Annotated in this window: 14 protein-coding genes; 11 read left to right on the top strand and 3 right to left on the bottom strand. The window is 35.6% G+C overall.

Features of this window, described 5'->3' with window-relative positions:
* Positions 1-11: 11 nt before the first annotated feature.
* A complete protein-coding gene (locus tag RBU59_RS04305; protein ID WP_308146646.1) occupies positions 12-197 on the top strand; it encodes a PspC domain-containing protein in 186 nt (61 codons plus the stop codon).
* Between the two features lie 378 nt (positions 198-575).
* Here RBU59_RS04305 and RBU59_RS04300 read toward each other — a convergent pair whose 3' ends face one another.
* Positions 576-1,445 (bottom strand): DUF6544 family protein, encoded by an 870-nt coding sequence (locus RBU59_RS04300; protein WP_308146645.1) that lies wholly within the window; start codon positions 1,443-1,445, stop codon positions 576-578.
* Positions 1,423-1,887: a MarR family winged helix-turn-helix transcriptional regulator gene (locus tag RBU59_RS04295; protein WP_308146644.1), complete on the bottom strand. Its 465-nt coding sequence runs from the start codon at positions 1,885-1,887 to the stop codon at positions 1,423-1,425. Before RBU59_RS04295 ends, RBU59_RS04300 begins: the two co-directional genes overlap by 23 nt.
* A 196-nt stretch (positions 1,888-2,083) precedes the next feature.
* Between RBU59_RS04295 and argS the strand changes: the two genes are divergently transcribed.
* The 7 genes from argS to RBU59_RS28745 all read left to right on the top strand — a co-directional run bounded on the left by argS (position 2,084) and on the right by RBU59_RS28745 (position 8,830).
* On the top strand, positions 2,084-3,856 hold the full coding sequence (argS, locus tag RBU59_RS04290; protein WP_308146643.1) for an arginine--tRNA ligase: 1,773 nt from the start codon (positions 2,084-2,086) through the stop codon (positions 3,854-3,856).
* 145 nt (positions 3,857-4,001) lie between these two features.
* Entirely contained in the window at positions 4,002-5,330 is a 1,329-nt protein-coding gene (locus RBU59_RS04285; protein WP_308146642.1) for an ATP-binding protein, read from the top strand.
* Between the two features lie 221 nt (positions 5,331-5,551).
* Complete coding sequence (locus RBU59_RS04280) at positions 5,552-5,764, top strand: FeoA family protein (protein ID WP_308146641.1); 213 nt, start codon at positions 5,552-5,554, stop codon at positions 5,762-5,764.
* A gap of 12 nt (positions 5,765-5,776) precedes the next feature.
* Positions 5,777-6,004, top strand: coding sequence for a FeoA family protein (locus RBU59_RS04275; RefSeq protein WP_308146640.1), 228 nt, complete (start codon positions 5,777-5,779; stop codon positions 6,002-6,004).
* A 23-nt stretch (positions 6,005-6,027) separates the two neighbouring features.
* On the top strand, positions 6,028-8,061 hold the full coding sequence (feoB, locus tag RBU59_RS04270; protein ID WP_308146639.1) for a ferrous iron transport protein B: 2,034 nt from the start codon (positions 6,028-6,030) through the stop codon (positions 8,059-8,061).
* A 147-nt stretch (positions 8,062-8,208) separates the two neighbouring features.
* The gene (locus RBU59_RS04265) at positions 8,209-8,748 is read left to right on the top strand and encodes a transcriptional repressor (protein WP_308146638.1); all 540 of its coding nucleotides are present in this window, start codon (positions 8,209-8,211) and stop codon (positions 8,746-8,748) included.
* Entirely contained in the window at positions 8,672-8,830 is a 159-nt protein-coding gene (locus RBU59_RS28745) for a FeoB-associated Cys-rich membrane protein (protein ID WP_442871700.1), read from the top strand. The genes RBU59_RS04265 and RBU59_RS28745 overlap by 77 nt, the downstream gene beginning before the upstream one ends.
* A 550-nt stretch (positions 8,831-9,380) precedes the next feature.
* Here RBU59_RS28745 and RBU59_RS04260 read toward each other — a convergent pair.
* Positions 9,381-10,433, bottom strand: a complete 1,053-nt coding sequence (locus RBU59_RS04260) for a LacI family DNA-binding transcriptional regulator (RefSeq protein WP_308146637.1) — start codon at positions 10,431-10,433, stop codon at positions 9,381-9,383.
* Between the two features lie 484 nt (positions 10,434-10,917).
* Here RBU59_RS04260 and RBU59_RS04255 point away from each other — a divergent pair, with 484 nt between their 5' ends.
* The 3 genes from RBU59_RS04255 to RBU59_RS04245 all read left to right on the top strand — a co-directional run bounded on the left by RBU59_RS04255 (position 10,918) and on the right by RBU59_RS04245 (position 14,540).
* On the top strand, positions 10,918-11,898 hold the full coding sequence (locus RBU59_RS04255; protein ID WP_308146636.1) for an ABC transporter permease: 981 nt from the start codon (positions 10,918-10,920) through the stop codon (positions 11,896-11,898).
* Positions 11,899-12,011: 113 nt separating this feature from the next.
* Positions 12,012-12,932: a carbohydrate ABC transporter permease gene (locus RBU59_RS04250; RefSeq protein ID WP_308146635.1), complete on the top strand. Its 921-nt coding sequence runs from the start codon at positions 12,012-12,014 to the stop codon at positions 12,930-12,932.
* Between the two features lie 117 nt (positions 12,933-13,049).
* Complete coding sequence (locus tag RBU59_RS04245) at positions 13,050-14,540, top strand: ABC transporter substrate-binding protein (protein WP_308146634.1); 1,491 nt, start codon at positions 13,050-13,052, stop codon at positions 14,538-14,540.
* Positions 14,541-14,578: the final 38 nt, after the last annotated feature.

The following is a 14,578-nucleotide window of genomic DNA, read 5'->3' as shown; positions in this document are numbered from 1 at the left end:
AGGAAATAAATATGGAACAGAAAAGATTGTACAGGTCAAATTCAAACAAAATGATTGCAGGTGTATGCGGTGGTATTGCCGAATACATTAATCTTGATCCGACGGTAGTCAGATTATTATGGGCTTTATTATGTTTCATGGGCGGTACGGGTGTGATTGCTTATATTATAGCGGCAATTATTATGCCGATGCAATAACCATTGCCGGCCGATATATAAAAAAATCTATTGTCACTAATGTGACAGCAAGCTATAATTAGAGACTGTAACAAAATCTAAGATTTTGCTACAGTCTCTTTCTGGTTCTAAGTGCAATTACGATCTATGAAATATTTCTCAAAGGAACTGGTAAGTGAAATGAATGCAGGTGCAGCATAGGAAAGATTGAATCTGCAATGTATTACATACACCTTGGGGACATATTACGGCACAGATAAAGAATATGTAACGATAGAAAGAAAGCCTTATAATTCAGGACATATTACCACGAAAAGGGCGAAACCATGGGTGTAAATCTGAATAAGGCTGAATCACAATAATAAAATTAAACTTCCGTTCTAAGTAAATGCGGTTGCTTTATCTGAGTTCGATTTTTGCATTTTTTCCATGGAAATAAACAAAATCACCTTCCGGATAATGCCATATTGCCTGAAATTCCGTTGGCTGCAATAAACCGTTAACAAGCTGATAGTTACGGCAGACGGCAGACCATTCAGCAACTTTGGTGGTTCCGTCCATTTCTATGGACGCACGGTCGCCGGTTCTAAAAGACAACATTGCGCCGTTATTATCAAAGGTAAAAATTCCAGCTGCTGATATCCCATAATAGGTTATGGAAGCTTTTGCATGGGTATCATCGATTTCTTCCCAGGAGATGTAATCCTGTAAGGCAGCCCCCGGAAATAAAAGGCAGTCAGCCAGAAAGGTTACCAGACAGGCTTTATCCATAGCTTCACCCCGCTGGTCAAATAAAGTGATAACCTTTCCGATAACACCTTTCATGCTGCCAATTCCGTTCTGGTAGGAATCAAAACCTTCAAAAGGAATACCATAAAGGGCAGAGTCAATATAAGCAAAGCGCTCAGGTTTGTTTGCAAAATTATATTGCGTATAATCAATCTTTATTTCAGATTTTTTACCTTTATTAGACATATGGAAATCGACGTCTTTGAAAACAGCTTTCATTGAAGAGTTTTTAGGTTTACCCAGATAACCGCAGTAGCGGAAATATTTCTTAAGCGGGCCGGGCAGGTTTTTTATATCAGCTTCCGTATAAATACCGCTTGCAGGTACAGTATCTGAAATTCTGTCTTTCATTAGAGCATAAAATTCCTTTTTCGTTTTGGAACCAGGCAGTTTAAAAAATAAGATAATTAATGATATGATAACTATAATAACCGCTATGATGACAAACATATATTTCCTACTCCTTTTCTTCGTTTTCATTGATTTGCTCCATTCCTTTTATGTTATCTTCCATTTTGAGTAGACCTGCATATAATCCATCCAACAGATCCGCATCAAATCCCTGATATACCTGCTCTAAAAATTCCGTTTCCCGCTTTTCCCGGTTTATAAAATATTCCTTACATTTTTCTGTGAGTTCCAGATGCAGTATTCTGGCATCTTCAGAGTCTTTTTTTAATTGAATAAACCCTTCGCGCTCTAATATTAAAGCCATTTTCTTTACATTCTGTCTGGAATTCCCTATTAATTCGGCAACCTCACTTAAGGACGGGGTTGATTTTATACTTTCGGCTATACCGGCCAGTAAAAGCCATTGCTTTATCGTCAGATTTGGGTCAAATTTATCTCCCAAAATCTGCAGACGGTTTGCCAAAGTGAATATGGAACCAAAAACGAATGCTTTTTTATCGATATGATCCAACTTAATAACTCCTTTCTTAATTATAAGTAACTGGTTACACTTATTATAGGTAACCGGTTACTTATTGTCAAGGATAATTTTTCATGTATTTACATCCGAAAATAATTATGGTAGAGTATTTTAAAGAAAGAAATGGTATAAGGAAAGAAAATTTGGGTTAATTTATAAAAGACCCAGAGATTGAATGGAGGAACTTATGAAAAAGTTAATTGATTTAATTGCTGATGAATTAATGCAGGCATTTGAGAAGAAAGGTTATGACAGCAAGTACGGTATGGTTACCTTGTCCAACCGTCCGGATTTATGCCAATATCAGTGTAATGGTGCGTTAGTAGCGGCAAAATTATATAAAAAGGCTCCCATCATGATTGCAAATGAAGTTGTGGATATTATAAAGGATAATAAAGCATTTGATAAGATTGAAGCAATTATGCCTGGATTTATTAATATTACATTAAATACTGCCTATCTGGCAGAATATTTAAATGAGATGAGCAAGACAGAACAATATGGAGCTGAGAAAGCAGAGAATCCTCAAACTATAGTTATCGATTACGGCGGACCGAATGTTGCAAAACCACTGCATGTAGGGCATCTTCGTTCAGCAATTATCGGCGAAAGTATTAAAAGAATCGGAAGATTTTTAGGACATAATGTAATCGGGGATGTGCATCTGGGGGATTGGGGTCTGCAGATGGGTTTAATTATTACAGAGCTTAAGAAAAGGCAGCCGGATTTAGTTTATTTTGATGAAAATTTTACAGGAGAATATCCCATAGAGGCACCTTTTACCATATCCGAATTAGAAGAAATATACCCCGCCGCTAATGAATATTCCAAAGCACACCCGGAGTTTAAGGAAGAAGCAAAAAATGCCACCTTCCAGTTACAAAACGGTAACCGGGGGTATAATGCCCTTTGGAATCATATTCTTAATGTATCCGTAACCGATTTAAAGAAAAACTACGAGAATCTGAATGTAAGTTTCGATTTATGGAAAAAGGAAAGTGATGCACAGCCTTATATTCCGGATATGATCGCTTACTTAAAGGAAAACAATTATACCAGAATCAGTGAAGGAGCATTGGTGGTAGATGTAAAAGAAGACACGGATACTAAGGAGATACCGCCTTGTATGATTCTAAAATCCGATGGTGCTACGCTTTACAATACCACCGATTTAGCCACTATGGTGGAACGTAAGAAATTATTTGACCCGGATGCCATTACTTATATTGTTGATAAAAGGCAGGAACTTTATTTTGAAACTGTGTTCCGTTGTGCGAAAAAGACAAAACTGCTGGAAGATAAAGTTAAACTTACCTTTTTGGGATTTGGTACCATGAATGGGAAGGACGGCAAACCATTTAAGACCAGAGATGGCGGGGTAATGCGCCTTGAGAACCTTATTCAGAGTATTAATGATGCGGTATATGATAAAATGATGGAAAACCGTGAGATGTCAGTCGAGGAAGCGAGAAGTATTGCTAAGAAAGTCGGTCTCGCAGCCTTAAAATACGGTGATTTATCTAACCAGACTTCCAAAGATTATATTTTTGATATAGACCGTTTCATTTCCTTTGAGGGAAATACCGGCCCCTATATCTTATATACGATTGTACGTATTAAATCGATTTTGATGAAATACAAAGAGTTAACAGGAAAAGATCCTGATAATACAGGGAGCATCATTTCATCTGATATACCGGGTGAAATCAGTTTAATGCTTGAAGTTACCAAATTCAATGATATAATAGAGCATAGCTTCGAAGAAAATGCACCAAATAAAATCTGTCAGTACATTTATGATATTGCGAATGCCTTTAACAGTTTTTATCATGAAAATAAAATCATTGCGCAGGAGGACAAAGTTAAGCAGGAATCCTGGATTTCCTTAATATCATTGGTGCAGGGCATCCTGGAAACGTGTATTGATTTACTTGGTTTTGACGCTCCGGATAGAATGTAATAGTAATAGTACAACTGAGCTGATTAAAAAAGGTCGAAGAAACCGATAACATGGATTCTTCAGCCTTTTTTACTTGTTGCGTACTTTTATAAGTGCTATAATAGTCCTTAATATGAATAATTATACCAGACTAGAGGAGCAGAATATGTACAATAAAATATCAAAATTAGTAATATACCGTAATTTAGGACAAGACAGCATCCTATTTTCCCTGGCTGATGCCATAGAGGACTTAAGAAGATTACCGGTTGATTCAAAGGATCCGGTACTAAAGGAGACAATTACAACTAAGATCTATACACAAATAAACCGCCTTCTGGAGTTGGCAACGGAATATGGCTTTGATCAGAATTTATGGCATAATTATTTAGCTTATATTTTAGCAACAAATGAAAATCCTTTTAGTATAACCTGTGAGAAAGTAGGTAAAAGGGACGGCACGGTAAATCAATTTGCAAAAGGTGATTTTAAAATTTTTAAAGAGTTATTTGATTATGATTTCAGTAAAATAGAAAAAGAATTAGGTGTTAATTGTTTTAGTATTATATTAAACTACCAGGCAGTTGTAAAAAACGGTAAAAGATATAACAAAAATGTAAGTGATAAGGTACGTTTCTTAAGTAGTCAGATGGAACAGGCTCATAATGAAGATGAATTATTATCTATTGTTACGGATTTTTATAGAGAATATGGTGTCGGTAAATTTGGTTTAAATAAGGCTTTTCGTGTCAGACAGGAAGAAAGGAGAGTAGCTTTATATCCGATTACCAATACGGATGACATTCGTTTATCCGATCTTGTGGGTTATGAAATTCAAAAGAGAAAACTGATTGATAATACGGAAGCTTTTGTAGAGGGCAGAAAATCAAATAATGTTCTATTATTTGGTGACAGCGGAACGGGCAAATCCACCAGCGTAAAAGCTATTTTAAATGAGTATTATTCAAGGGGCCTTCGAATGATTGAAATTTATAAACATCAATTTGAAGATTTATCTTCCGTTATTGCACAGGTAAAAAACCGGAATTATAAATTCATTATTTATATGGATGATTTGTCCTTTGAAGAATTTGAAATCGAATATAAATATCTGAAGGCAGTAATTGAGGGAGGACTTGAAACCAAACCGGATAATATTCTAATTTATGCAACATCCAACCGAAGACATTTAATAAGAGAAACCTGGAGTGACCGTTCAGATATATCCAAAGATGAATTACACCATTCGGATACTATGCAAGAGAAATTATCGCTGGTTGCCAGATTTGGAATTACGATTAATTACTCGGCACCGAATCAGAAAGAATACTATGAAATTGTAAAAGGTCTTGCGAAACAGATAAATGGGTTATCCTTAAGCGAAGAAGAATTATGTGCACAGGCAAATATGTGGGAAATGAGCCATGGCGGACGTTCCGGCAGAACAGCCCAGCAGTTTATCAATTACCTGGCTGGCCAGAAAAAGGGTATCTAGTTAAGGATAGAGATCGAAATAATTCGGGTACACATCGAATATTAAAAGCAGCTAATTAATTCAAAAAAAAGAATTTATTAGTTGTTTTTTTTATATTTTTTATCAGAGAGTAAATGTTATTGATAATTATTTTCAATTATAGTATTGACATGTTTATCAATAAGACATATAATATTTGCAAATGATAATCATTCGCAAAATATAAAAGGAGAGTGGAAATTATGTCGTTAGCATTTGCTAATTTAGGAGAGACAAAAGTAATAATTGATTTTACGGGAAAAGAGGATATAAAAAGGCACCTGCAGGATATGGGTTTTGTAAAAGGTGAAAGCGTGAAATTGTTATCTGAGAATGAAAGCGGTTTAATTCTCCTGGTAAAAGGCGTAAGAGTTGCAATTAATAAAGGTTTGGCATCCAAAATCATGGTAGCTTAGGAGGAAAATAACATGACATTAAGAGACTTAAAACCGGGACAGGAAGGTAAGGTAACAGGAATTGGAGAAAAGGGGCCGGTCAGACGCAGAATTATGGACATGGGGGTCACTCCGGGAGCTATAATTAAAGTGATTAAAGTTGCACCCTTAGGTGATCCGATTGAAGTAAACATCCGGGGATATGAGTTGAGTTTACGCAAAAACGAAGCTGAACAGATTGAAATAAATCAGAAGTACTAGATAATAATGAAGGAGAACTTAAAATGAATTATTCCATAGCATTAGCAGGTAATCCTAACTGCGGTAAAACAACCTTATTTAATGAATTAACCGGATCAAAGCAGCATGTTGGTAACTGGCCAGGGGTTACGGTTGATAAAAAAGAGGGTATTTACAAAAGGGACAAAGAGGTCACTATACTTGATCTGCCAGGCACCTATTCCTTATCACCGTATTCGGCAGAAGAAATCGTTGCCAGAGATTACATAGTAAAAGAAAAACCTAATGCAGTTATAAATATCGTTGACGGTACCAGCATGGAACGTAATTTATATCTGACGTTACAGATTCTTGAGACACAGATCCCTGTAGTTATTGCTCTTAACATGATGGATGAAGTAGAGGCAAGAGGAGATGTAATCAACTGTGATAAACTATCTAAAGTGTTGGGCGTTAAGGTAATTCCGATTGCTGCACGTACCGGCAAAGGATTAAAAGAACTTATGGATGCTGCTATTGATACGGCAAAGAAAGGTACGAAACCCGGTAAACTTAATATCTTTGACAGTAATATAGATTCTGCCGTTTTAAGAATTGAAGAAATCTTAGAAGATAAAGATTCCGAGGAAAGGCAATGGAAAGCAATTAAGATATTAGAGGGGGATGAAATTGTTACAAACAACCTTTCTGATTCCGTGAGACTCCAAGTGGAGGATGTTGTAAAAGAAGCAGAAAAACATGCCGATGGAGATGCTGAAGCAAAAATTGCGGATTTGCGATATCAGTTTATAGCAAAAACAGTGAAAGAATCAGTAAAGAAAAAACATACCGGACATGTGGAAACCACCTCCGATAAACTGGATAAGATATTAACCAACCGATTCCTTGCTATTCCGTTATTTGCTGTTATCATGTATGTTATGTTTGCCATAACCTTTGGTGATAGTCCGATCGGTGTCGGAGCCTGGCTGCAGGGCTTGGTTACCGAATTCTGGGATGGACCTCTTACTACAACGATAGAAGACTTTATTGTAAATGCCGGTGGTGCAGACTGGGCGGTATCCTTAGTAGTAGACGGTATCTTAGCCGGCCTTGGCGGTGTTATATCATTTCTACCTCAAATATTAGTTTTGTTCTTACTGATGTCCTTTATGGAAGATAGCGGTTATATGGCAAGAGTTGCCTTTGTTATGGATCGTATTTTCCGCAGATTTGGTTTATCGGGTAAATCTTTTATACCATTACTGATGGGTTTTGGTTGTTCTGTACCTGCTCTTATGGCGTCCAGAACACTTGAAAATGAAAAAGACAGAAGACTTACCATGATGATAACTCCATTTATGTCCTGTGGCGCAAAATTACCGATTTATCTTATGTTTGCAGCAACACTATTTCCGAATGATAATCAAACAATAGTGGTTTACTCTATTTATTTCCTTGGATTAGCTGTTGCTATCTTAAGCGGTATAATCTTAAGCAGAACAATGTTCAAAGGTGATATCTCCAATTTTATTATGGAACTTCCCCAATACAGAATACCAACCTTAAGAAGTATTTTAATTCATGCCTGGGATAAGGTGAAAGGATTTGCTATAAAGGCAGGTACAATTATTTTCACTTCAACAGTTTTAATATGGTTGTTATCAAACTTTAATTTCAGCGGTATGTGTGATATGGAAGACAGCTTTTTAGCTTATATAGGTAATGCATTTAAGTTTCTCTTTATTCCTCTTGGTTTTGGCAACTGGAGAGCAGCGGTAGGAACATTTACCGGATTTATCGCCAAGGAAAATATTGTTTCAACTTTTGGAATTTTATTTGGTGCCTCCGATGATGTGGCAGCAGCTGCGGCAGAAGGAAGTGCAGCTCTTCCGGGAGTTTCAGAAGTATTTACAAAAGTGTCCGCATATTCCTATATGGCTTTTAACTTATTATGTATGCCATGTTTTGCAGCGGTAGGTGCGATTAGAAGAGAAATGGGATCTTTAAAATGGACATTAAAAACAGTAGGATTTCAGATGTTAACTGCCTGGATCGTGGCATTTTTAATATACAATATAGGAAATATCATATTTTAATTCAAATTAACTTTTAGATAAATGCCCGGTAAACGGGCATCCCCCCTGCAAAAAATCTGCGAAAGCGGTCGTATTGGGTGTTGTGTGATATAATATTACACACCTCTGATCTTTATACCTGCTTAGGCGGGTGGACGGGAGTGAACTATGAAAATGAAGTCAGATAAGGAACCGATCTTAGTTAAAATTCATAAAAGAGAAGTGATTTTAGAACAGTTGCGTAAAAGCGGTTACCGAATAACGGAGCAAAGAAAACTGCTGATTGATACCATATTAGAAGATGAGTGTTCCAGCTGTAAGGAGATATATTATAAAGCGGTAAAAAAAGATACGACTGTAGGTATTGCAACTGTATACCGAATGGTCAAAACCCTGGAGGATTTAGGTGTTATAAACCGCAAAAACCTTTATCTGATCAATTATGAGAATCTTGAATTAAAACAAGATCAGCAGATTATTTTTGTTGACGAAAAGACTAAACATGCAGTTAATTTAAACAAAGGTGAATGGTTTGAACTTTTAAAAAAGGAACTTCTGGAACAAGGTTTTGATGTTCAAAATCTTTCTATAGTCATAAAGAGTGAAAAGAAAGCAGAGGAGGAAAAATGCGATGATCAATTATATCATAGCTGCCACTGTAACAATCTTGGTTGTAAGTATCATTGTAAGAAGCGTGAGGTCTCATAAAAGAGGAGTCCAATCAGGGTGTAATTGCAGCGGCTGCAGCGGCTGCAGCGGCTGCGGGATGGAGAAAAAGGAAAATATATAGAGTATGTGTGATAATTGTGCCTCCTATAAAGAATTATAAAAAGTTAACAGTCGAAGCTATTGCCTGCATCACTTGGTTCAAATATAAAATGTGCAAATTGATTGAACCGTAATATAAAATTGACTGCTGTAGCTCGAATCATAAAATACAATACAATAAATAATAAAGGATACTCCAAGAGATTGGAATGAACCGGCCCTCATGAGTTAGAGACAAAAATCTAACATATGGGGGCCGATTCAGAATTCGTATCACTTTTATTTACTGATTATGTTAGTTAATAAATTAATCAGTATAGATAAAAATGATAGGTTGTTACAGTTCAGCCTTTGGTACCGCGAGGCGTTTTTTGTGAGTGAAGCAAAGCGAAAGTCACAGAAAACCCGAGATATACATGCGCGAAATTATGTTGAAAGCATAATTTCTGTGCATAAATCATTACAATTCAGCCATAGGCTGAATTGTAATGATAGGTTTAAAAAGTTAGAATATCCTTATTTGACTGTCTCGGTAACTGAGATTACAAGTTTAATCATTTAAATATTAAATTTTATTCAAAATTAGTTGATTCACCATATCTTATTTTAGAATAGATGTAAGTTACTTCCGGCGGAAAATCAGGATTTGCTATCCTGTGTAAAAGCTGCTTAACCAGACGAATCCCTAATTCTCTGGTCTGAACCTGAACCGTTGTAAGATAATCAATCTGATCGATATATTCTGTTGTACCGTCGTATCCGGATATGGCTACATCTTCCGGAACACGATAGTTGTTAGCACTCAAATATTTTATGACAAAATGAGCTACGTAATCGCTAGCGCAAACAAATGCCTGAGGCATATGTTTTAATTTAGATAAAAATTCATTTATTTCTTCCGCATAGGTATAAATACCAATACTGTGGACTAAACTATAATCTTTATTAATAGTGAGGTTGTAACGGTTCATGGCAGATAAATACCCCTCATAACGTTCCAGGTTCGTCTTTGCATATTCTATATCACCGATAAATCCAATTTCTGTTCTTCCTTTTTGAATAATAGCTTCTGTTATTTTACTTACACTGGACTTTCCCTCCAGTAAAAATAAATCTCCGGATAAGGTATCTTCCGGAATAGAGGAAACCATATCTAAAAAGACTTTCTGAATTTTTAATTCATTTAACATGGTTAGTAAATCATGATCATAAACATTTAAAACTATAATACCCTGTACTGTTCCGTTTGTTAAAACGGATGGCAGGCGATAACCATTTGTTGTTTTGCTGGGTAAATAAGTGTACATCAAATTGATATTGGAGTTAACCAATTCTTTTGCAATCTGATGAATGATATTCATCCAAAACATGGAAGATTCCGGGCGGGATACTACAACGGAGACCGTCATCTCAGTTTCGGCAGGAATATTCTCATGCGAATCAACAGCTGCTGCATTTGGTAATAGAGACGGTTTTTGCTTTAAATATCCCAGTTCTTGTGCTTTGCTAAGGATTTGATCACTTAGGGCATCCGATACTCCGGGATAATTATTGAATACTTTCCAGACAGTTACTCTTGAAATGTTTAGAGCATCCGCTATTTCCTGCATAGTTATTTTTTTCATAAAGTACTCCTTCTTTGTAATCACTTTGTGAGGGGTTCCTGTTTCAGGTGTATTTATATCGCTGCGTTATCCGTTCGGTCTCGGATACTGTTGCAGAATTAATATATTATGCAACAGCCCCATTTAATCACTTTGTTGAATAGTATTATAACATAACATTTAACAAATCACAACAAATTATTATAATTATTTATCAAATGATGTTAATAAAAGATAAAACTATGCATTTGTTAAATGATAAATAATGATAAGCAAAATTGAAATATGAATAGATGCTTATTATATGAAAATTATTTAAATTGTACAAAAATACAAGGAATTAAACCAGTAATTGCATTTTAAATATATACAAAATAATAACGCATTTAATAACATGTTAAAAATATGATAAAAAAAGAAAATAAATGTTGCATTAAAAATTAAAATATGTTAATATGAATCCAGTTAATTGTTAAGCAGTGACGTGTAAATGGAGGTTAACAAAATGAAAAAGTTAAAAAATGATAAAAAGGATATGGTTAATAAAAAAGTAAAAACCAGAAAAAAATGGACAAAAGATGATACGGAGCTGACGTTGCTGGCATTACCTACAATTGTTTGGTACATATTATTTTGTTTTCTGCCTATGTTTGGTATCGTAATTGCATTCAAAAATTACAAGATATTTCCCGGTCATGGTTTTATATATAATCTGATACAAAGTCAGTGGGCGGGTCTGGATAATTTTAATTTCTTAATCAAATCCAATGTACTGCTGCTGCTCTTACGAAATACCATCGGATATAATATTATTTTTATTATCCTGGGCATTGTTATACCGGTTACCCTGGCGATTATGATAAGTCTTATTTATAGCAAACGGAAATCAAAGGTATATCAGACGCTTATGTTTTTTCCGCATTTTATGTCATGGGTTGTTGTAAGTTATTTTGTATATGCCTTTTTGAGCATTGATAAAGGTATGGTTAACAGTATATTAAAGACATTTGGAAAAGATATAATTCAATGGTATATGGAACCTAAATATTGGCCGTTTATCTTAGTTTTTATGCAATTATGGAAAACCATCGGTTATAGTACGGTTGTATATCTGGCTAGTATAACCGGTATTGACAGTGCTTTATATGAAGCTGCGGTAATTGACGGTGCAACAAAATGGCAGCAGGTTAAGTACATAACGCTTCCTAGTATAAAGACAATTGTAATTATGATGTTCATCTTAAATGTAGGAAAGATATTCTATTCGGATTTCGGGTTGTTTTTCCAGGTGACAAGGGAAATACCAAGTTCACTATATAATGTAGCATCAACAATTGATACCTATATTTATAAAGCCCTGCAGTCTTCAGCACCTATCGGTATGACAGCTGCGGCAACATTCTTTCAGTCTGTGGCTTGCTGTTTGACTATATTGCTGGCAAACTGGATTGTAAGGAAAATTGATAATGACAGCGCAATCATATAGTAACAATTATTGTTTTTGATTCGGTTTAACAGACAGCATTGTTTCAAGTGGATTGAAATAAAATATTAAGAAAGTTGCCACTTATACCGTTAAGGCGGCAGATGGAGGTTATTATGAAAAAGGAAATAGAAGAAAACACTTCTAAGCTAAACCGTATTTCGTGGAGAGCAAATATACTGTTTAATATAATTTTTATTGTGATATCCCTAATATGTATAATACCAGTTATTTTTGTTTTTATGATTTCCATTACTTCGGAACATTCACTGGCCAGATACGGATATCAGTTTATACCGAAAGAATTTTCAGCGGCATCTTATCTCTTCTTGTGGAATGAGGCAAAAACCATTTTAAAAGCCCTGGGAATATCAGTGTTAGTAACATTGACAGGTACTGTACTTGGAGTCTTACTAACAACGACTATGGGATATGTTTTATCCAGAAGAAATTATAAACTGAATGGATTATTAACTTACATAGTATTTATACCAATGATATTTAATGGAGGTATGTTGTCCTCCTATGTTATTAACACCAATCTACTCGGTTTAAAAAATTCTATCTGGGCTTTGATATTACCGCTATTGGTATCTTCTTTTAATGTAATTATCTGCAAAACATTTTTCAGAACAACAATACCGGATTCCATTATTGAATCAGCTAAAATTGACGGAGCCAGTCAGCTGAATATATTTGCAAGAATCGTCGTACCCATATCTAAGCCGGTATTCGCAACGATTGGTTTATTTCTTTGCTTTGGTTATTGGAATGATTGGTTCCAATCATCTTTATATATATCAAATACAAATCTATTATCGCTGCAGGCACTTTTAAATAATATCCAGAGAAATATTGAATATCTGGCAAACAACCCGTCAGCCGGATTGTCACTGCAGCAGTATAAAAATTTAATGCCTCAGGAAGGTGCCAGAATGGCCATTGCGATTGTAATAATTCTGCCCATCGCATGTGCTTATCCGTTTTTTCAGAAATATTTTATTTCAGGACTTACAGTCGGAGCAGTAAAAGGTTGATATAAATTATTCCTACAGGTCAAACTTATTAGGAAGTTTATATAAAATTATTACCACACTTAGTAATATTAGGTAAACACGTGATTTTATTAAATTACAGGAGGATGAATAACAATTATGAAATTAAGAAAAGCATTAGCACTATTTTTAGTTTTTGCAATGATGGCAACTTCCGTTATTGGCTGCTCTAAAGGGGGAGATGATAAAGCAGCAGGAAATAATACATCTTCTGAAACAAGTAACGGAGATGGGAAAGATACGACTTCCACTGGTGAAGTAGTAACCTTAAAATGGATTTCGGTTGGAAACGGTATGCCTAAAAATTATGAAAACTGGCTGGCTAAGATTAATCCGTATCTGGCAGAAAAGATTGGTGTTAATATTGATGTTGAAATAGTGCCCTGGTCGGATTGGGACACAAGAAGAAGTGTTATTGTAAATTCCGGTGAAAATTTTGATATTTTATTTACGGATGGTGCCAGATATGCCAGTGAAGTTGGGCTGGGTGCTTTTTTGGATATCACAGATTTAGTGAAAACAGCAGCTCCTGATTTATATTCCTACATTCCGGCCGATTATTGGGATGCGGTATCTGTTAATGGAAAGGTTTATTCCGTACCGACTTACAAAGATAGTTCAGCCACACAGTATTTTGTTTGGGATAAAGCAATTGCAGAGAAATATTCAGTGGATTATGAAAAAGAGAATACCTTAGCAGGTCTTTCAGATACTTTTAAAAAGATTAAAGAAGGTGAGGGAACTGCACCGGTTGTACTTGATAAGAATGGGTTTGAGGTTATAACTTCCGTATACGATCAAATGGGTGTAGGACTGCCTGCATTAGGTGTAAGATATGATGATCAATCCCGTAAAGTTGTAAACGTATTAGAACAGGAAGAAATTTTAAGTCAGTTAGATCTTCTTCATCAATGGTATGATGAGGGTATTATTAATGCAGATGCACCGGCAGTTGGAGAGGCTCCTTCCTACAGAATGTTCTATACCGCACAGGGTTGGTCAGGCGCAGCTAAAACCACATGGGGTCCGAATATGGGCGTAGAAGCAGTGACCGGTAAATTCATTGATACTATCGTATCCAACAGTACGGTTCGTGGTTCCTTAAATGGTATTTCTGCCAATACCAAGTATCCGGAAAAGTGTCTTGAGTTTTTACAATTAGTTAACTTGGACAGTAAGGTAAGAGATGCATTTTATTATGGACTTGAAGGTGACAACTTTAATTATAATGATAAAGGTGAAATTGAGAAATTAAATAATGACTGGACAATGGCCGGTTATACACAAGGAACATTCTTTAATGTATCTAAACTTGCCAGTGATGAATTCAATCAATGGGATGAGGTAAAGGAATTAAATTCCAAAGCAAATCCATCCGTTTTATTAGGATTTAACCTGGATACTTCAAAGATTGAAACAGAACTTGCCAATTGCCGTTCCATCTATGAAAAATATAGAAGTGAGTTAATGACGGGTGCCAGAGAGCCAAGAGAAATGGTAAAAACGATAAGTGCCGAACTTGATGCATCCGGATTCCAAACTATTGTAAAAGAAGCACAATCTCAGATAGATGCTATGTATAATAAATAAAAGATATGTTATAATTGTAGTGCCGCCAGCTTTAGGCA

This window comes from Anaerocolumna sp. MB42-C2, from assembly GCF_030913705.1.
Classification (GTDB): Bacteria; Bacillota; Clostridia; order Lachnospirales; family Lachnospiraceae; genus Anaerocolumna.
Note: the sequence above shows the minus strand (reverse complement) of the source record. Positions and strands in the feature narration are given on the sequence as shown.